Consider the following 18,979-nt stretch of genomic DNA (forward strand, 5'->3'; position numbering starts at 1 on the left):
TCGTCGGGATCGCGGGGGTGGCGGGCAGCGGCCAGCGGGAGCTGTGCGAGGTCGCCTGCGGCCTGCGCCCGGGCGGGCGCGGGCGTGCTCGTCGTCTCCGAGGACCTCGACGAGCTCATCGCGATCAGCGACCGCGTCGCCGTCCTGCACGACGGCCGCCTGGCGGGCGTCGTGGCGGCGCGGAGCTGCGGGCCGCCACGGCGGCCGTATGGACCCGGATCGACGCGCTGGCCGTGCCGACCGTGCCTTCCTGGCTCCGGCGGGATCCGACGACTTCCTGGCCGCCCTGGGCGCGGGCTTTCTGGGGGAGAAGGGTGAGAAGGACTCGGCGCCCCGGACGCCGGCGGGCCGGGTGTCGGTGGACGGCACAGTCCCGCTGGCGGTGGTCGGGGCCCACCGGGTGGGCCAGCCGCTGCACCCGCACCTGGTGGCGCTCGGCGCGCGGTTCGCCGCCGTCGCCCGGACGGCCCCCTGCTACCGGCTCTACGACCTCGGCGACAGGCCGGGCCTGGTCAGGGAGGAGGGCGGCTCCTCCGTCGAGGTCGAGTTGCACGAGATCGAACCGGCCGCGCTGGGGAGCTGCTCGTGACCATCCCCGCCCCGCTCGGGCTCGGCACGGAGGAGCTCTCCGACGGCCGCCGGGTGCGGGGCTTCCTGTGCGAGGCGTACGCCGTGGGGTCGGCCAGGGACATCACCGGTCTGGGCAGCTGGCCCGCCTACCTCGCGGCCGGGCGCGCGTAGCGCCCGGCCGCGAGGCTGTTCATGCCTGTGCTGTCACTCCTACGCTGGCACTCCTACGCTGTGGCGGGCGTGTAACTCTCGACCTCGTGGTGCCGCGCCCGGTGGATCAGCGTGTCCAGCGCCCAGGAGCCGGGGCCGAAGACGGCGATGAGGAAGAACGACCAGCAGAACATGGCCGCGGCCTCGCCGCCGTTGCGGATCGGGAACAGGTTCTGCGGCGCGTGGACGACGAAGTAGGCGTACGCCATCGAGCCGGAGCAGAGCAGTGCGCTGACGCGGGTGAACAGCCCGATGAGGACGAGCGCGCCGAAAACCAGCTGGATGGCCGCCGCCCACCAGCCCGGCCACGAGCCGAAGGGCAGAACCTGGCCGGTTCCCCGGCTGCCGCCCATGATCCCGAAGATCGACGACGCGCCGTGGCAGACGAACAACAGGCCTGTGACGACACGGAAGAGCGAGAGCACCGGCCCGCTGATCTGACCGATTTTCACGTGATCACCTTCTTGGAGGAATGAGGAGAACCGGCCGCCGAATGTTTTCGGTCAGGACTCTGTAAACCGTGCAGAATCTCCGGCGTCCTGAGCTTTCGCATTGTCGGCGGATACGACGCCCGGCTGTGGGAAGCCGCGCGCGATTAGAGGTGAAGACCCCGAAAGTGCAGGTCAACTCCTGGAACACCAGCAGCGTCGCTGGTGGTGTCGCTCATGCGTCCATGGACCGCGACGCGCCCGATGCCCTGTCCGGCGCCGAACGGACACGGGGTCGCGCTGGTCTCAGATTGCTCTCAAGCCGGTCTTTGGTCAAGAGTTCAAGTAATTTTTAGGGGGGGCCGCGGCGCCGCCGCGCCGGATAATGCCTGCTAGTGCTCCGGCCGTCCGCATGTTCACCATTGCAAGGACCATTCAGGCCGCATGAAACTTTCTCCCGGACCAAGCACAGACCGCGCATCACCGGGTCCAGAGACATTCCTGCACGGTCTGCACGAGTGCCATCAGGCCCGCCGGCATCCGTTCGCCCTGCCATTCCCCCTGCTGATCGCGCTGCCATGCGAGGGCGTACGTCAGCCGCAGGTCGCCCGCGTCGAGCGGGACGAAGGCGACGTCGTCCCTGCGGACGGACGCGACGAGCAGAGAGGGAGTCGGCAGCAGGCCGACGCCCGCCGCGACCAGGTCGAGCGCGGCGGCGTAGTCGTCGATCTCCTCGGCCACCACATGCTGCCGGTGGGGTTCGACGCGGGCGGCGAGCCGTGCCCACATGCCGCCCGGGGGGCGTTCGCGCGGCACGAGCACCCGGTGCCGGGCGAGCCGTTCGGGCTGCAGCCGGGGCAGGGCGGCGAGCGGGTCGCCGGCGGGCACGGCCAGGTGGCTCACGGGCACGTGGAACCGGGCGGCCGTGGTCAGATCGCGCGGAAAGGGGCTCGCCAGGATCGCGGCGGTCACCTCCCCGGCGGCGACGGCCGCGAGGCAGGCGGCGCGCCCGGCGGGACGCAGGTCCACCTCGGCCGGGGGATCGCGGCGGGCCATCCGGCGGGCCACCCGCGCCGCGAGACCACCCACCAGCGGGGGATAGGCCAGCCGGACACCCGCGTCCGCCGGTGCGGCCAGCCGCCGCGCCTCGGCCGAGAAGGCCGTCGCGGACTCCAGCAGCGTCTCGGCGTACGGCAGCAGCGCCTTTCCCGCGGGTGTCAGCCGCACCTCGCGGCTGGTCCGCTCGAACAGACGGACCCCGAGCACGCGCTCCAGCCGCCCGACGGCCTGGCTCGCCGCGGGCTGGGAGACGCCCATCTCGGCGGCGGCGCGGGAGAAGCTGAGATGCCGGGCGACGAGGGCGAAGCAGCCGATGTCACGCAGTGGCGGGGCGGGGTCCACGGGTCAGGGCTTGCGGCCGACCCCGCACCCGGCGTCGGCCTCGATGGAGTCGGTCACCCCGGGCGGAGAGCTGGTCGGCAGGGCGTGGGCGCGCACCAGCACCAGCGGGTCGTTGTCGACGTACACGAAGTGGTCCTTGCCCCCGAGGAAGTAGTTCGCGATGCGCGCCGCGTGCGGCACGCTCGTTCGAGCCCGGGACGGCCCTCGTCGCCGGGACCGTCCACCCAGCCTGCACTCATCCGACCTCCCCGGCACAACCCTAGTGCCGTCCGGAGGGCACTGACCGGGACCTGCCCGGGGCCTGCCCGGGACCTGACCGGTGAGGTGAGCGCGGACATTTCAGATCATCCGATCACTTGAGCCTTGACAGGACATGTTAGCGCAAACACTATTAACGGGCGCGTCATATTTATGACTGGAGACCCCCCATGTCCGTAGCCCCCCGATCTTCTGGATCGGTCCCGCGCGACCCGCTCGGGCCGGTCGGCCTGCGCAGAACCGCGATCGCGACGGCCGGCGCGCTTCTCTGCGCCGGCCTCGTGTCCACAGGCGGCGCGGCCGCGGCCGACTCCGCCCACACCTCCGACGACGCATGGTCGCCCAAGCCGTCGTACACCTCGACCGACAAGGGGACCGGCGACGGCACCTACACGGTGCCCATCCTCAACTCCGACGTGCCGGACATCAGCGTGGAGCGCGTCCCGGCCGCGGAGAACAAGGAGCACCGGGACGTCTACTACATGATCAGCACGACGATGCACCTGAGCCCGGGTGCGCCGATCATGAAGTCGTACGACCTCGTGAACTGGGAGATCGTCAACTACGTGTTCGACCGGGCCGACATCGGCGACGCGTTCTCGCTGCGCAACGGGCAGAACTCGTACGGCCAGGGCCAGTGGGCGTCGTCCCTCCGCTACCACGACGGCAGGTTCTACGCGGTCTTCAACACCAACAACCTCGGCGGCGCGTACCTCTACAGCACCGACGACGTCGAGAACGGCAGGTGGAAGCGCACGCCGCTGGGCCGGGGTCTGCACGACCCGTCGCTGTTCTTCGACGACGACGGCACGGCGTACATCTTCTACGGCTCGGGCAACACGAGCGCCGTACGCCTCAAGTCCGACATGTCGGGCATCGACAAGGACTTTCCGAGCATCTTCGCGGCGAGTGACTACGCCGGCAAGCCGTTCATCGGGGGCCTGTTCGAGGGCGCCCAGGTCTTCCACATCAACGGCTACTACTACGTGGTCATCATCACCTGGCCGTCCGGCCAGGGGCGCCAGGTCGTCATGTTCCGCTCCAGGGACCTGCTCGGGCGCTACACCTCGGCGGACGGCACGAACACCTACGAGGCACGGGGGGTGCTGAACTCCAACGGTTTCGCGCAGGGCAGCCTCGTGCCGATCTCGCGTGCGGGCGGCGGCACCGACTGGTACGGCATGTTCTTCCGCGACAACTTCCCGATCGGCCGCACCCCGGCGCTGATCCCCGCCACCTGGCAGGACGGCTGGCCGGTCTTCGGGAACAACGGGGTCGTGCCGGTGGGCGGCGCGTTCGCCAAGCCGATCAGGCTCAGCCCGGCGGAGGAGAGGTTCGAGCAGCAGAAGAGCATCGTCGCCTCCGACGACTTCGCCAACGACGCCCCGCACCGGGCGTACCTGGACGAGGACTGGACGATCCCGCAGCCGCCCGCGTACGACGGCTCGCTCATCGGCGTCGAACTGCTGCAGAACCCGGGGTTCGAGTCCGAGACGGTCTCGCCGTGGGGCACGCAGTACGGTGCGACGATCAGCCGGGATGCGACCGGCCCGGCCGCGGGCTCGGCGGCGCTGAAGGTCGGCGACCGCACGCTCAACGGCTCCGGTCCGAACCAGTACCTGAACGGGAAGGTGCAGCGCGGTGTGACCTACACCGTGTCGGCGAAGATCAAGTACGCGTCGGGCCCGGCCAGTATCCGGTTCAACCTCGTGGCCGACTGGGGCTCGGGCGTCCAGACGATGGCGTCGGGTAACGTTCCGGCGGGGCAGTGGACGACGGTGACGGGCCAGTACACGGTGCCGGCGACGGCGAACGTGGACAACTTCAAGTTCGCGGTGGAGACGCCCTGGGCGAACCCGCAGCCGGCGTCGTCGAGCGTGGAGTACCTCATCGACGACGTCTCCGTCGTCGGGCAGCCGGTCACGACCGAGTACCCCGCCAAGGAGGAGATCACCCCCAACGGGTCGCGCCTCGCCCCGGTGTGGGAGTGGAACCACGCTCCCGACAACCGGTACTGGTCGCTGACGGACCGGGACGGATGGCTGCGGCTGACGACCGGCAAGGTGGTCACCGGCAAGTACGTCTACACCAAACTCTCCAACCGGGACGAGCTGACCTGGTTCGAGGAGGCGCGCAACACGCTGTCGCAGCGGACGTTCGGGCCCCGGCAGTCGGCCGAGACCAGGATGGACGTCTCCGGCATGAAGGACGGCGACGTCGCGGGACTGGCCGCCTACAACCGCGGGTTCTCCTACGTCGCGGTCAGGCGCGCCGACGGCCGGAACACGCTGGGCGTCGTCAACCGGGGGCAGCCGTTCGCCGTCGACATCGACCAGGCGGCGGCCGAGAGCTTCGTGCCGGGCACGACGGTGCCGCTGGGGGACGCGACCCAGGTGTACGTGAAAGCGGACCTCGACTTCGCCTCGCCGGCCGGACAGTTGTGGACGACGTTCTACTACAGCCTGGACGGGCTGCAGTGGACCCAGCTCGGCGGCCGCGTCGGCCCGCAGACGCTGGACGGCAGCCTCTCGCACTTCATGGGGCACCGGGTCGGCCTGTTCGACTACGCGACCAGGGAGACCGGCGGGCGCGTCGACTTCGACTACTACAAGCTCAGCGACACGCTGACCGCGCAGAACAAGCCGCTCGACACGAGCGCCCTCGACGCCGCCATCGCCCACGCGGGGACGCTCGACAGGCGCGACTATCCGGCGGACGCGTGGGCGGAGACGCAGGCCGCGCTCGCCGACGCCACCGCGGCGCGGGCCGGGCGGTTCGGCACCCAGAACCAGATCGACGCGCCCGAGCGGGCGCTCAGCTACCAGCTCGCCCGGCTCGGCACGCTCAGGACCGCCACGCCGGAGGTCAAGCTGACCGTCACCGCCTCCGCCCGCTGCGTCGGCGCCTCGGCCTACCTGGCGGTCACGGCCGTCAACGCCGGCGACGTGCCGGCCACGATCACGCTGACCACCCCGTACGGCACCAGGACCGTGGCCGACGTGGCCCCGGGCAAGCTGGCCTACCAGTCCTTCAGCACCCGGGCCGCCCAGGTCGGCGCGGGCACGGTCACCGTGACCGGCACCGCCACGATCGGCGGCAGGCAGGTCACCACGTCCTACGACGCCGCCCACCCGGCGGCCGGCTGCCGCTGACCCCACACGTCCCCGCAAAGTCCGAGCTCAAGGAGACATTCGTGTTGAAGCGCGTCAGAAAGTCGGCCCTGCGACGGGTCGCCGCCGCGGCGATGACCGGCGCCCTGCTGGCCACGGCGGTCGCCGCGACGTCGGGGCCGGTCCAGGCCGCCGGCCCGAACATCATCGTGAACGGCGGGTTCGAGGACGGTCTCAGCGGCTGGTTCGTCAACAACGGGAACTCGACGGACGGCGCCACGCTGTCGCCCACGACGGACGCCTTCGCCGGTTCGGGCGCCGTGCTCGTCACGGACCGGAAGACCACCGGATCCGGCCCGATGCAGGACCTGTCCGGCAAGGTGCAGGCCGGCAAGACGTACGCGATCACGGCCCGGGTGAAGTACGAGAACCCCAGCAGCCCGGCGACCAAGCAGTTCTTCGCCACCATGCACTACGGCGGCTCGACGTACACGAACGTCGGCACGGTGACGGTGGCCCGCGGGCAGTGGGGGCTCATCCAGGGCACGTTCACGATCCCGGCGGGGCAGAGCGTCACGACCGCGCGGCTCTTCATCGAGACGCCCTGGACGTCGGACCCCGCGTCCGCTCCGAACACGCACCTCATGGACTTCAAGGTCGACGACGTGTCGGTCTCGGAGTACACCGCCTCCACGACGATCGAGGCGCTCGGCAAGAACCCGGGCGAGGGCAACCCGCTCATCTCCCACAAGTTCGGAGCGGACGGCAACGCCTTCGTCCACGACGGCCGCGTGTACATCTACATGACCAACGACACGCAGGAGTACAAGCCCGGCCCCAACGGGGTCTCCACGACGAACACCTACGCCAGTATCAACACGATCACCGTCATCTCGTCGGACGACCTGATGAACTGGGTCGACCACGGTGAGATCCCCGTCGCGGGCCCGAGCGGCGTCGCCCGCTACGCCGGCAACTCGTGGGCCCCCGCCATGGAGAGCAAGGTCGTCGGCGGCAAGGAGAAGTTCTTCCTCTACTTCGCCAACAGCGGCGGCGCCTCGGGCGTGATCGTCGGCGACTCGCCGGTCGGCCCGTGGCGCGACGAGCGGGGCAGCCTGCTCATCACCAGCGCCACCCCGGGCGCGTCGAACGGCAAGAACTGGCTCTTCGACCCCGGCGTGTTCATCGACGACGACGGCCAGGGCTACCTCGTCTTCGGCGGTGGCGGCGACGACGGGACGCGCAGCGCCGAGAACACCAACCACCCGAAGTCCACGCGGGTGATCAGGCTCGGCGACGACATGATCAGCACGAAGGGCTCGGCGGAGGTCATCGACGCGCCGCTCGTGTTCGAGGCCGGCCACCTGTTCAAGCGCGACGGCAGGTACTACTACTCGTACTCGTCGAACTTCGGGTTCGGCGGCGCGGTCGACCCCAACGGCCCGCCGACCGGGGCGATCGCCTATCTCATGGCCGACAGCCCGATGGGCCCGTGGACCCCCGAGACGTACAAGGGGATCATCTTCAAGAACCCCGGCACCTACTTCGGCGCCGGCGGCAACAACCACCAGTCGGTGTTCCAGCTGGGCGGCCAGTACTACTTCACGTACCACGCCCAGACGCTCAACAGCCGCATCACGGGCGGCGCCACCCAGGGCTTCCGCAGCCCGCACCTCGCCAAGCTCGACTTCAACGCCGACGGCACGATCAAGGAGGTGAGGGGCGACTACAAGGGTGTCGAGCAGATCCGCGCCCTCGACCCGTACCGGGTGATCGAGGCCGAGACGATCGCGTGGCAGCAGGGCATCGCGACGAAGAAGGTCGACGGCGGATCTGAGGAGTTCGGCACGCAGGCGCCGAACCTCGTGGTGTACGACATCGACAACGGCGACTGGACGTCGCTCGCCAAGGTCGACTTCGGCGCGGCCGGCGCCACCGGCGTCACCGCGAAGGTGCGCCCGCTCGCGGCCGGAGGGAAGATCGACGTCCGTCTCGACGGCCGCGCCTCGCCCGTGGTGGCGACCATCCCCGTCGACGCCCCGCTCGGCGAGTGGACGAGACTGAGCGCCAGGCTCGACGGTGTCAAGGGCGTCCACGACGTGTACTTCACCTACGCCGGGCCCGAGGGCGCGGACCTCTTCGAGATCGACTCCTGGGCCTTCGCCGCGGAGCAGTCCTCGCCGGAGGTCAAGCTGACCGTCACCGCCTCCGCCCGCTGCGTCGGCGCTTCGGCGTACCTGGCGGTCACGGCCGTCAACGCCGGCGACGCGCCGGCCACGATCACGCTGGCCACCCCGTACGGCACCAGGACCGTGGCCGACGTGGCTCCGGGCAAGCAGGCCTACCAGTCCTTCAACACCCGGGCCGCCCAGATCGACGCGGGCACGGTCACCGTGACCGGCACCGCGACGATCGGCGGCAAGCAGGTCACCACGTCCTACGACGCGGCCTACAACGCGGCCGCCTGCCGCTGACCGCACCGGCCCCACCCCCCGCACATCGGAGTGATCACCCCATGCGAATGACCCGCACCACCCAGATACTGGCCGCCTCCGTGCTCGGCCTGACCCTCACCGGCCTCGGCGCCTCCCCCGCCCTGGCCGACGACCCCGGCGCCGGCATCGACGTCTCGGTCACCATCACCCCCACCACCACCCCCGGCCAGGTCTCCATGACCGTCGCCGACAACAACGGCGTCTCCCTCCAGGAGAACGGCTCCGACGCCGCCGCCCGCCAGTTCGTCGGCACCCTGCCCACCGTCACCGTCACCGACACCCGCCAGCCCGACGAGATCCCCGCCGGCGACTTCTGGGCCGTCGTCGGCCAGGCCAGCGCGTTCACCGCCACCGGCAGCGCCGCACCCCCCATCGGCCCCGAATACCTCGGCTGGAAGCCCCGCCTGCTGTCCGACAGCACCACCGGCGCCGTCTCCGCCGGCGAACCCATCTCCTCTGTCATCTCCGACGGCTCCGGAGCCCCCAACGTCGGTCTCCAGGGCCAGGAACTCCTCGTCTCCACCGCCGACTCCGCCACCGAGATCGGCACCTCGAAGGTCAACGCCGACCTCGCCCTGCGCACCCCCGTCGACGTCGCCGCCGGCGAGTACCACTCGACCCTGACGCTTTCGCTGTTCAACCAGTCCTGAGCCGAAGGCGGGACGCCGTCCGGCTCACGCCCTGCTTGGAAGGGCTGCTGAGGGAACCTGACGTGCCCCGCGACACGCGTCGCGGGGCACGTGCGCGACAAGGCGCCGGTGGCCGTGCGGGCCGTTCACTGTGTGGCAGCGGTGCGCAAGGCGTGAAACTGGTCGAGCAGCGCCTGGTCACCGGACAGGTGCACGTCCCCGTCGCCGCCGCGGTTCCACAACCACAGCAGCAGCGGCTCGGCCTCGCCGCTGACCAGGGCCTCGCCGTCGAGGCCGGTCGCGGCCTCCCGGACCTCCACCCCGGCCGGAGTGGCCCGCACCGTCCAGGCGTGGTGGCCGGTGGAGACCGAGAGCGTACGCGGATCGGGTGCCTCCAGCAGCGAGCCGAAGTCGTCGTCCCACCTGGTGCTGCCATAGCCGAGGAAGAGGGTCAGCACCTCGTCCACGCCGTCGAGAGCCAGGTCGCTCGCGACAGGTGAGACCGGCCCGCCCGCGGCGAGCTCGGCGTCGACGCGGTGGGTGACGGTCTCCAGGGCCATGCGGCGGATCCAGAAGCCGACCGTCTGGTCGGGCTCGTGCCAGGTCGCCGCGGGATCGGTGGGGGAGTGCTCGGCGAAGGCCGAGGTCAGCCGCTCGTAGTACCTGTCCAGTGCGGTCAGCGGGTCGGACGGGATGTCCTCCGGCCATGCCTCGGGAAAGGCGTTCAGCCGGATGCACTCGGTCTTGTGCAGGTAGACCTGGGCGACGTGCCGAGTCAGGTCGGCGACCGACCACTTCGGACAGGTCGGCACGGCCGCCGTGGGCTCGGCGGCCACCACGGCCGCGCGCAGGAGGGAGAAGTCCCTGGCGAGATGCTCAAGAAGTCGAGGGTGTTCCATGCCCTAATCAGATCAGCCCCCGCCGGCGTCCTCGAACGATTTCCACAGGCCTGCCGGAATGTCGGTGGCCGCCGCTACTGTTCGTCGGCAACGGGAGGAGAGCGTCCGATGGTCACGGTCGACGACGTACGGCGGGTCGCGCGGGCACTGCCGCGCACCGAGGAGGCACTGGTCCGCGATCACGTGAAGTTCCGGGTCAGGGGCATCGTGTACGCCTCCGTGTCTCCGGACGAGACCCTGATGGGCTTCGGGTTCCCCAAGGAGGAGCGGGCGGCCCTCGTGGCCGCCGAGCCGGAGAAGTTCCTCATGCCCCTGCCCTCGGACGAGCGTTACCAGTGGGTCAGGGTCCGGCTGGCGGCCATCGACGTGGCCGAGATGCGGGAGCTCGTCACCGACGCGTGGCGGATGGTCGTCCCGAAGAAGGTGGCCGCCGCGTACGACGCGCTCTGACCCCCGCTCAGACCCGGGCGCCGCCGTCGACCCGCAGGACGGCGCCGGTCACGAAGGAGGAGCGGTCGCTCAGCAGCCAGGCGGCGGCCTCGGCGATCTCGGCCGGGTCGGCCCCGCGGCGCAGCGGCGTCATCGCCGTGAGCCGCTCCTGGAGTCCGGGCGATCTGGCCTCCCATTCGCGGATCATCTCGGTGAGCGTGTTGCCGGGAGCGATCGCGTTGACCCGGATGCCCTCGGGGCCGTAGGTGACGGCGGCCGACTCGGTGAGGCTGTTGACCGCCCGCTTCATCGCGGCGTAGGCCGGCAGCTCGGGGTTGCCTCCCCAGCTGCCGACGGACGAGTTGTTGACGATGGCGCCCGTGCCGGCGGTGGCCCGGATCGCCTCCACCTCGGCGACCATGGCCAGCCAAACGCCCTTGAGGTTCACGGCGTAGAGGTGGTCGAAGTCGTCCTCGGGCATCCGGTCCATCGGGCCGGGCCGCCGCTGGCCCGTCGCCCCGTTGTTGAAGGCGACGTCGAGCCGGCCGTACAGGTCCACGGCGCGGCTCACGGCGGCGCGCACACTGGCCGCGTCGGCCAGGCCGCACACCACGTGGTCCGCGGTGCCGCCCGCCGCCCGGATCTCCTCGGTCACCGTCTTGAGCTGGTCCTCCGTCCGGGCCGCGAGCAGCACGCGGACGCCCTCCCGGGCGAACAGCCGCGCCGCCGCGGCCCCGATGCCGCGTCCCGCGGGAGGTGCCGCAGAGCATCCTCGACCTGGTGCGGAGGCTGCCGCAGTCCGCCGCGTTCGTGACGTCCGCGACGCTCGATGTGCTCGCCTGGAACGACCTGGCGGCCGCCCTGATGGAGGACTTCTCGGCTGTGCCGCGGCGTGACCGCAACCTTGTGCGCCGCGTGTTCCTCGGGCCGCACCGGGAGGGACGCCGCCTGTACGGAGTCTCCGACTCCGACGCGTTCGCCCGCCGCGCCGCCCGGCGGCTGCGTGCCGCCGCCGCCCGCTACCCGGACGCGCCGGAGGTGACCGGGCTGGTGGACGAGCTCCTCGCGGGCAGCCCGGAGTTCGCGGCGCTGTGGGCCTCCCACGAGGTGGAGGGCCCGCACACGCTCTGTAAGACCTTCCGGCACCCGATGGTCGGCCCGGTCGTCGTCAACTGCGACACCCTCGACATCGCCGACCGCGACCAGCAGGTGGTGATCTACACCGCCGTCCCCGGCTCGCCGTCCGAGGAGGCGCTGCGGCTGCTGTCGGTGATCGGCACCCAGCGGATGGACGTCCCTCACTGAGCCGGTGCATGCCGTTCACGCCGGCTTATCGATGCCCTCGGCCTGCCAGGACGAGATCGAGGTGATCCATAAGCATGGGTGATGAATCCGTCGCGGCGGAATCGGGTGAGGGGAGGATGCGGGGCGTCCTGTCCGACGTAGCGAGGAGCCGTGATGACGTCGTCTTTTCCCGGATCGACCGTGCTGGGGTATCCGAGGATCGGGCCCGATCGGGAGCTGAAGCGGGCGCTGGAGGCGTACTGGGAGGGCCGCTTGGACCGCGCGGCCCTGGAGCGCACCGCGCGGCGGCTGCGGGAGGACACCTGGCGGCGGCTGGCGGAGCTGGGCCTGGGCGGGTTGCCGTCGAACACCTTCTCCTACTACGACCACGTCCTCGACACGGCCGTGCTGCTCGGCGCGGTGCCCGACCGCTACCGGAACGACGACGACCTGGCCGCCTACTTCGCGATGGCCCGCGGCGCCGATGGGCTGCCGCCGCTGCGGATGACCAAGTGGTTCGACACCAACTACCACTACATCGTGCCCGAGATCGGGCCGGACACGGTCTTCTCCCTCGACGCCGCCAAACCGCTCTCGGAGGTCCGCGAGGCTCGCGCGCTGGGCCTGGAGACGCGGCCGGTGCTGGTCGGACCGGTGACGTTCCTCCTGTTGTCGCAGGCCGCGCCGGGAAGCCCGGACGGCTTCGCGCCGCTCGACCGGCTGGACGACGTGGTCGAGGTGTACGGACGCCTGCTGGGCGCGCTGGCCGCGGAGGGCGTCGGGTGGGTGCAGCTCGACGAGCCCGCGCTGGTCGCCGACCGGACCCCCGCCGAACTCGCCGCGGTCGAGGCGGCGTACGGCCGGCTCGGCGGGCTGGCGGAACGGCCCGCGCTGCTGGTCGCCACGTACTTCGGGAGCCTCGGCGAGGCGCTGCCCGTGCTGGCGCGGACGCCGGTCGAGGCCGTGGCCCTGGATCTCGCCGTGGATCCCGCCCTGGGCACGGCCGGCGACGTGGGCCTCCTCGCCGGCAAGACGGTCGTCGCGGGCGTCGTGCCAGGCCGGGACGTGTGGCGCACCGACCGGGACCGGGCGCTGGCCACGCTGCACGCCGTACGGGAACAGGCCGGACGGGTTGTGGCCGGCACCTCGTGCTCGCTCCTGCACGTGCCGTACGACGTGGAGCGGGAGACCGATCTCGATCCCGCCCTGCGGGGCCGGCTGGCGTTCGCCGAGCAGAAGGTCGCCGAGGTGGTCGCGCTGGCGGCCCTGCTCGCCGACGTGCCCGGCACCGACGTGCCCCGCCTCCCCGCGCCGCAGGCACAGGCACAGGCACAGGCTCCCGCGTCCGGAGCCCGGGCGACAGGGGGCCGGGCGCCCTACGCCGTACGGGCGGCGGCGCAGGCGGAGCGCCTGAAGCTGCCGCTCTTCCCGGTCACCACGATCGGCTCGTTCCCGCAGACGGGGGAGCTGCGCCGGGCCAGGGCGGCGCTGGCGGACGGGGAGATGGGGGAGGCGGCGTACGAGAGCATGGTCCGCGCCGAGATCGAGCACGTCATCGCGGTGCAGGAGCGGCTGGGGCTGGACGTCCTCGTGCACGGCGAGCCCGAGCGGAACGACATGGTGCAGTACTTCGCCGAGCACCTCGACGGCTTCGCCGTCACCCGGCACGGCTGGGTCCAGTCGTACGGCTCGCGCTGCACCCGGCCGCCCATCCTGCACGGCGACGTGCGGCGGCCGGAGCCGATCACCGTGCGCTGGGCGCGGTACGCGCAGTCGCTGACGAGCAGACCGGTCAAGGGCATGCTCACCGGCCCGGTCACGATCGTGGCGTGGTCGTTCGTCCGCGACGACCTGCCGCTGCGCGACGTGGTCTTCCAGGTCGCCGACGCCGTCCGCGAGGAGGTGCGCGACCTGGAGGAGGCGGGCATCGGGGTGATCCAGGTGGACGAGCCCGCCCTGCGCGAACTGCTGCCGCTGCGCCGGGCCGGGCAGGCCGCCTACCTGGAGTGGTCCGTCGTGGCCTACCGTTGGGCGACCTCCGGCGCCGGCGATCACACCCAGATCCACACGCACCTGTGCTATTCGGACGCCGACCAGATCCTCGCCGCGATCGACGCCCTCGACGCGGACGTGACCAGCGTCGAGTCGGCCCGCTCACGCGGCCGAGTGCTCGCCGGGGTCGCCGGGGTCGCCGATGGGAAGGGCGGCGGCTTCGGCCGGGGGCTCGGCCCCGGGGTCTACGACATCCACTCGCCGCGCGTGCCCGGCGCCGACGAGGTGGAACGGCTCCTGGAGGAGGCCCTGCGGGTGGTGCCCGCCGACCGGCTGTGGGTCAACCCCGACTGCGGCCTGAAGACCCGGTCGCACGAGCAGGTCGAGGCCGCGCTCGCCAACGTGACCGAGGCCGCCGCCCGCCTCCGCGAGCGGCACACGAGCGGCACGGCTTCATGAGCGGCACATGAGCGGCAGGGCTTCATGAGCGGCGGTTCACCGCGGGGAGGCGGGACGCCGGGGCGAGACCAGGCCGGACTCGTAGGCGAAGACGACGAGCTGAGCGCGGTCGCGCGCGCCCAGCTTGGTCATCGCCCTGCTCACGTGGGTCTTCGCGGTGAAGGGGCTGATGACCATGTGGGCGGCGATCTCCTCGTTGGTGAGGCCGCGGGCGACCAGGGCGACGACCTCCCGTTCCCGGTTGGTGAGCGCGTCCAGGGTGGCCGCGGGCGTCGCGTCCGGTGGGCGGGAGACGTACTCGCTGATGAGCGTCCGGGTGACGGCGGGGGAGAGCAGGGCGTCGCCCCGCGCGGCGACCCTGATGGCCTGGAGAAGCTCCACCGGATCGGTGTCCTTGAGCAGGAACCCGCTCGCGCCCGCCCGCAGCGCGTCGAAGACATACCGGTCAAGACCGTAGTTCGTGAGGATCACCACCCGGGTGGCGGCCAGCCGGGGATCGGCGGCGATCCGCCGGGTCGTCTCGATGCCGTCCAGCACGGGCATCTGGATGTCGACGAGGGCGATGTCGGGCACGTGCCGCTCGGCCAGGGCCAGGCCCTGCGCGCCGTCGCCCGCCTCGCCGACCACCTCCACGCCGTCCTCGGCGTCGAGCAGCGCGCGGAAACCCGCCCGGATGAGCGCCTGGTCGTCCACGAGCAGCACCCTGATCACGCCACTCCCTCCCGGGCGGGCAGGGGAAGCTCGGCGTGGACGCGGAAACCGCCCTCCGCTCCCGGCCCGGCCTGGATGCGCCCGCCGAGCGCGGACACCCGCTCGCGCATGCCGGTGAGCCCCACCCCCGGCTCATGCGCGGCGTCCGGGGCTCCGGTCGCGCCCCGGCCGTCGTCCTCGACGCGTACGACGAGGGCGTCCGGCCGGTAGCCGACGTGTACGGAGGCCGACGCGGCTCCGGCGTGCCGGGTGACGTTGGTGAGCGCCTCCTGCACGATCCGGTAGGCGGCGAGGTCCACCTCCGGCGGCAGGGGGCGCGGCGTGCCGGTGACCGCCAGGGTGGCCGGCACGCCCGCCGACCGGGCCCGCTCGACCAGCTCGCCGATCCGCCCGGCGCGGTCCTCGTCGCCGCCGCCTTCCTCGCCGGGCTCGCGCAGCACCTCCAGCGTGGCCCGCAGCTCCCGCATGGCGTCCGCGCTCGCGTCCTGGATCGCCAGCAGCGCGGCCGGCACCACCTCGCCCCGCTTGCGCGCCAGATGGACGGCCACGCCCGCCTGCACCTTGATGATCGAGATGCTGTGGGTGAGCGAGTCGTGCAGCTCCCTCGCGATCCGCAGCCGCTCCTCGCCGGCCCGGCGCAGCGCGACCTCCTCGCGCGTGCGCTCCGCCTCGGCGGCCCGCTGCTCGGCCTGGCGCAGGTACGCCCGGCGCTGCCGCGACACGATTCCCGCCACGTTGGCGGCGACGAACCAGCCGACCAGCAGACCGGCCTGGTCCAGGACCTCGCGCGGGGTCCGCGCGCCGAGGTCCGCCAGCTCTCTCAGCAGGGTGCCGCCGAGGTAGACCACGCTCGCCGACAGCGCCCACCCGCGCCGCCCGGCGCTCGCCGCCGAGTAGACGGTGATCAGGACGGGCAACGCGGGCGCGGTCTCCGGATACACCACCAGGGCGTAACCGATCATGCAGGCCGTCGCGACGGCCATCGCCGCCACCGGCGCGGCCCGCCGCGCGGTCACGGCGGCGCACCCGCCCACCAGGAGGAGATAGCCGATCACCCCCACCCGCGCCGGGCCGTTCGGGGCGCCGGGGATCAGGGTGCCGGCCACGAGCAGCGCCGCCAGGACGGCCGCCGCCACCCCGTCCTGGGCGTACGGCCGAAGCCCGCGATCACGGTCCATGTCCCGAAGCGTAAACCGCGTCCGGTTCGCCCGCCTCCTCCCGGCGGACCCTTCGGGCGCTACTCCCGGCGGAGTACGCCGGGCCGTGTTCGCTCCCCGGGGGAGCGGCCCGCGGACTCTCCCGCCGTACGACGACCCGGAGGGCCGTGACCGGCAGGATCGGCGCCTGAGCGTTCGACTCCTGGGAGGCCGAGATGCCGACACCGTACCGCTATGTGACACCAGTGCCCGTGGAGGCGGCCACCGGCAGGGTGGCCGAGGTCTACCGCCAGATCGCCCGTGACTTCGGCCTGACCCGGCTGCCGCTCTTCCTGACGCTGTCGCCGGCGCCCGACGTGCTGGCCGCCACCTGGGCGCTGCTGCGCGAGTCGCTGCTCGCGGGCGAGGCGCCCAGGGCGGCCAAGGAAGTCGTCGCCGCCGGGGTGTCGCTGGCCAACGAATGCCCGTTCTGCGTGGACGCGCACACCGTGCTGCTGCACGCGACCGGCGAGCACCGGCTGGCCGAGACCATCGCGCGAGGGGAACGGCCGCCGGATCCGGAGCACGCGCGGCTGTTCGACTGGGCCACAGCCACAGCCACAGCCACAGCCACCGCAGCCACAGCCACGACCGGCGGCGGGCGGAGGCCGCCGTGCCCTCCCGATCAGGCCGCCGAACACATCGGCACCGCGCTGGCATTCCACTTCGTCAACCGCATGGTGTCGTCCCTGCTCACCGCCGACCTCCTGCCCGCCGGCCTGCAGCGGTCCCGGCTGGTACGCCGCCTGGGCGGCGGAGCCCTGTCCGGAGCGGTGCGCCGGAGGCCGCCGCGCGGGGAGGCGCTGCCCCTGCTGCGCGGGCTGCCGGCGTACCGGGAGCCCGCCTGGGCGGCGGGCGCCCCGATGGGCGCGGCGTTCGCCGCGCTGCTGGCCTGCGCGGGAGAGGGGGCCGCCCTGCTGGACGACGAGGCGGTGGAGGCGGTCCTGGACGCCGTCGCCGTCTGGGACGGCGGGCATCCTCCGCTGTCCGGGTGGCCGTCCGGGCCGCTCGCGGACGTCGCCCCCGCGCGAAGGCCGGCCGCCCGGCTCGCGCTGCTGGCCGCTCTCGCGCCGTACCGGGTGACCGACGCGGACGTCGCCGCCTGGCGGGAGGCCGGTGGCGGCCGGTCCGACGCCGACCTCGTGCGTCTGCTGGCGTTCGGGGCGATCTCCGCCGTCGAGCGCGTCGAGGCCGGGCTCACCGCGACGGCCTAGGGAGTGTCCGACACTGCCTAAACACTGCCTAAACACTGCCTAAACACTGCCCAGACCTTGCCTAGGGCGTTGACCACATACGTTCACCGGGTCTGATGACACGCCGTTCGAGGTCCATGGCGGGTGTGCCGGGTGGCCCCACCACTTAGCCCGAGTGACGGGGCAACTGTTACGTTCCGGGCATGAAAAGAGTCCCGTTCACCGGTGCTGAGAAGGAAAGCCTCCAGGCCAGCATGGACCGGCATCGCGACGCGGTGCTGTGGAAGGTCGAGGGCCTGGACGACGAGGCGCTGCGACGCCCCATGACCCCGTCTGGGACGAACCTCCTGGGTCTGGTCAAGCATCTGGCGGCCGTCGAGTACTGGTGGTTCGCCGACACGTTCGGGCAGGAGCACGAGGAGCTCCCGTTCGACGACGATGACGAGGACGCCGACCTGCGCGTCGACCCCGGCGAGACCACGGCCGACGTCCTCGCCTTCTACGCCCGCGCCCGCGCGTCCTCGGACGAGGTCATCGAGAAGTTCGGCCTCGAGGACCTCGGCACCAACGAGCGCGGCGAGAGGATGACGCTGCGCTGGGTGCTCATTCACATGATCGAGGAGACCGCCCGGCACGTCGGCCACATGGACATCGTGCGCGAGCTCATCGACGGCGCGAGCGGCGACCACCGGCGCGCCTAGTGCTGTCACCGGAAACGATGTGCCGCGCCGCACGATCCGCTGCAGCTTCTACCCTTTGCGGACCTTGACCGGTTGCGTCACCTGGCCTCCCGACTGCCGATCGAACGTGATCAGCACCATCCAACCGGCAGGACCGTCTTACGCGCCAACCCGGTGATCGTTTCCGGTCACAGCACTAGACCTCCAGTTCGCCCGACCAGATGGTCACGGCATGCCCGGCGAGTTCGACGCGGTCGCCCTGCGGGGTGGAGCCCAGGGTGGAGCCCGGGGTGGTTGGCGGGGCCGGGCGCAGGGTGGTGCGCACGGTCCCGCCGCGCTCCGACACCTGCTCGCCGACGAGCGCGTCCCGGCCCAGCCGGGCCGACCAGTACGGCGCGAGCACACAGTGGGCCGAGCCGGTGACGGGGTCCTCCGGCACGCCCGCCCGCGGGGCGAAGAACCGTGACACGTAGTCGGCGGAGGTGCCCTGGCCGGAGGCCGTCACGATGACGCCGCGGGCCTCCACCCCGGTCAGCCGCTCCATGTCCGGGTTCACGGACCGCACCTCCGCGACGGACCCGACCTCGACCAGGAGGTCGAACTCGCTGCGCCCGGTCCACATCGGTGTGACGCCGAGGGCCTCGACGAGGCCGTCCGGCGGCGTCCCCGGCGTGGCCGGCTTCGCGGGGAAGTCCATCGCGATCAGGCCGTCACCGGCCTGCTCGGTGGTGAGCACGCCGCTCTTCGTGGCGAACTCCAGCCTGCCGGACTCGCCCAGGGAGTAGAGGACGTGCGCGGTCGCCAGGGTGGCGTGCCCGCACAGCGCGACCTCGACGGCCGGGGTGAACCAGCGCAGCGAGCGCGGCCCGCCGCCCTCCCGCAGGACGAAGGCCGTCTCCGAGTGGCGCATCTCGGCGGCCACCGCCTGCATCCACTCGTCCGGCACGGTGTCGTCGAGGAGGCACACCGCGGCCGGGTTGCCCCGGAACGGCCGGTCGGTGAAGGAGTCGACGGTGAAGATACGCATGTCGGCTG

General features: G+C 72.1%; 15 protein-coding genes and 2 pseudogenes. 9 read left to right on the plus strand and 8 right to left on the minus strand.

The genetic code is table 11. The features are described from left to right. Window positions 1-208: 208 nt before the first annotated feature. Window positions 209-741: pseudogene (locus OG344_RS17065) on the plus strand (gamma-glutamylcyclotransferase). A 53-nt stretch (window positions 742-794) separates the two neighbouring features. Here the strand turns inward: OG344_RS17065 and OG344_RS17070 are convergent. The 3 genes and pseudogenes from OG344_RS17070 to OG344_RS17080 all read right to left on the minus strand — a co-directional run. Beyond that, window positions 795-1,232, minus strand: coding sequence for a DoxX family protein (locus OG344_RS17070; RefSeq protein ID WP_327044272.1), 438 nt, complete (start codon window positions 1,230-1,232; stop codon window positions 795-797). 456 nt (window positions 1,233-1,688) lie between these two features. Beyond that, the gene (locus OG344_RS17075; protein WP_405083963.1) at window positions 1,689-2,609 is read right to left on the minus strand and encodes a LysR family transcriptional regulator; all 921 of its coding nucleotides are present in this window, start codon (window positions 2,607-2,609) and stop codon (window positions 1,689-1,691) included. A gap of 30 nt (window positions 2,610-2,639) precedes the next feature. Then, window positions 2,640-2,837 (minus strand): annotated as a pseudogene (locus tag OG344_RS17080) (SAM-dependent methyltransferase); the annotation flags it as partial. Window positions 2,838-3,037: 200 nt separating this feature from the next. Between OG344_RS17080 and OG344_RS17085 the strand changes: the two are divergent. Genes OG344_RS17085 through OG344_RS17095 form a run of 3 tightly spaced genes read left to right on the plus strand, consistent with a single transcriptional unit; the run spans window position 3,038 to window position 9,122 of the window. Beyond that, on the plus strand, window positions 3,038-6,019 hold the full coding sequence (locus OG344_RS17085; protein WP_405083964.1) for a family 43 glycosylhydrolase: 2,982 nt from the start codon (window positions 3,038-3,040) through the stop codon (window positions 6,017-6,019). A 41-nt stretch (window positions 6,020-6,060) separates the two neighbouring features. Continuing rightward, window positions 6,061-8,451: a family 43 glycosylhydrolase gene (locus tag OG344_RS17090; protein WP_405083965.1), complete on the plus strand. Its 2,391-nt coding sequence runs from the start codon at window positions 6,061-6,063 to the stop codon at window positions 8,449-8,451. Between the two features lie 41 nt (window positions 8,452-8,492). Then, window positions 8,493-9,122 carry a hypothetical protein gene (locus tag OG344_RS17095; protein WP_405083966.1) on the plus strand — a complete coding sequence of 210 codons (630 nt, stop codon included), beginning with the start codon at window positions 8,493-8,495 and terminating at the stop codon, window positions 9,120-9,122. Window positions 9,123-9,247: 125 nt separating this feature from the next. Here the strand turns inward: OG344_RS17095 and OG344_RS17100 are convergent, their stop codons facing one another. Beyond that, on the minus strand, window positions 9,248-10,000 hold the full coding sequence (locus OG344_RS17100) for a maleylpyruvate isomerase N-terminal domain-containing protein (protein WP_405083967.1): 753 nt from the start codon (window positions 9,998-10,000) through the stop codon (window positions 9,248-9,250). Between the two features lie 108 nt (window positions 10,001-10,108). Between OG344_RS17100 and OG344_RS17105 the strand changes: the two genes are divergently transcribed. Continuing rightward, complete coding sequence (locus OG344_RS17105; protein ID WP_150940170.1) at window positions 10,109-10,450, plus strand: MmcQ/YjbR family DNA-binding protein; 342 nt, start codon at window positions 10,109-10,111, stop codon at window positions 10,448-10,450. 7 nt (window positions 10,451-10,457) lie between these two features. On the opposite strand, the gene OG344_RS17110 is transcribed toward OG344_RS17105, so the two are convergent. Beyond that, a complete protein-coding gene (locus tag OG344_RS17110; protein WP_405083968.1) occupies window positions 10,458-11,123 on the minus strand; it encodes an SDR family NAD(P)-dependent oxidoreductase in 666 nt (221 codons plus the stop codon). 62 nt (window positions 11,124-11,185) lie between these two features. On the opposite strand from OG344_RS17110, the gene OG344_RS17115 reads away from it, so the two are divergent. Both OG344_RS17115 and metE read left to right on the plus strand, forming a co-directional pair. Beyond that, window positions 11,186-11,734, plus strand: a complete 549-nt coding sequence (locus OG344_RS17115; RefSeq protein WP_405083969.1) for a hypothetical protein — start codon at window positions 11,186-11,188, stop codon at window positions 11,732-11,734. Window positions 11,735-11,887: 153 nt separating this feature from the next. After that, the gene (metE, locus tag OG344_RS17120; RefSeq protein WP_405083970.1) at window positions 11,888-14,164 is read left to right on the plus strand and encodes a 5-methyltetrahydropteroyltriglutamate--homocysteine S-methyltransferase; all 2,277 of its coding nucleotides are present in this window, start codon (window positions 11,888-11,890) and stop codon (window positions 14,162-14,164) included. Window positions 14,165-14,200: 36 nt separating this feature from the next. Here the strand turns inward: metE and OG344_RS17125 are convergent, their stop codons facing one another. Together OG344_RS17125 and OG344_RS17130 are read right to left on the minus strand one after the other, a co-directional pair. Continuing rightward, on the minus strand, window positions 14,201-14,875 hold the full coding sequence (locus OG344_RS17125; protein ID WP_327044281.1) for a response regulator transcription factor: 675 nt from the start codon (window positions 14,873-14,875) through the stop codon (window positions 14,201-14,203). Continuing rightward, window positions 14,872-16,053, minus strand: coding sequence for a sensor histidine kinase (locus tag OG344_RS17130; RefSeq protein ID WP_405083971.1), 1,182 nt, complete (start codon window positions 16,051-16,053; stop codon window positions 14,872-14,874). Before OG344_RS17130 ends, OG344_RS17125 begins: the two co-directional genes overlap by 4 nt. A 194-nt stretch (window positions 16,054-16,247) precedes the next feature. Between OG344_RS17130 and OG344_RS17135 the strand changes: the two genes are divergently transcribed. Both OG344_RS17135 and OG344_RS17140 read left to right on the plus strand, forming a co-directional pair. Beyond that, a complete protein-coding gene (locus OG344_RS17135) occupies window positions 16,248-17,285 on the plus strand; it encodes a carboxymuconolactone decarboxylase family protein (protein WP_405083972.1) in 1,038 nt (345 codons plus the stop codon). Between the two features lie 182 nt (window positions 17,286-17,467). After that, complete coding sequence (locus OG344_RS17140; protein WP_405083973.1) at window positions 17,468-17,965, plus strand: DinB family protein; 498 nt, start codon at window positions 17,468-17,470, stop codon at window positions 17,963-17,965. 175 nt (window positions 17,966-18,140) lie between these two features. Here the strand turns inward: OG344_RS17140 and OG344_RS17145 are convergent, their stop codons facing one another. After that, the gene (locus OG344_RS17145) at window positions 18,141-18,971 is read right to left on the minus strand and encodes a PhzF family phenazine biosynthesis protein (RefSeq protein ID WP_405083974.1); all 831 of its coding nucleotides are present in this window, start codon (window positions 18,969-18,971) and stop codon (window positions 18,141-18,143) included. Window positions 18,972-18,979 lie beyond the last annotated feature (8 nt).

The organism is Microbispora sp. NBC_01389 (genome assembly GCF_045040095.1).
Taxonomy (GTDB): Bacteria; Actinomycetota; Actinomycetes; order Streptosporangiales; family Streptosporangiaceae; genus Microbispora.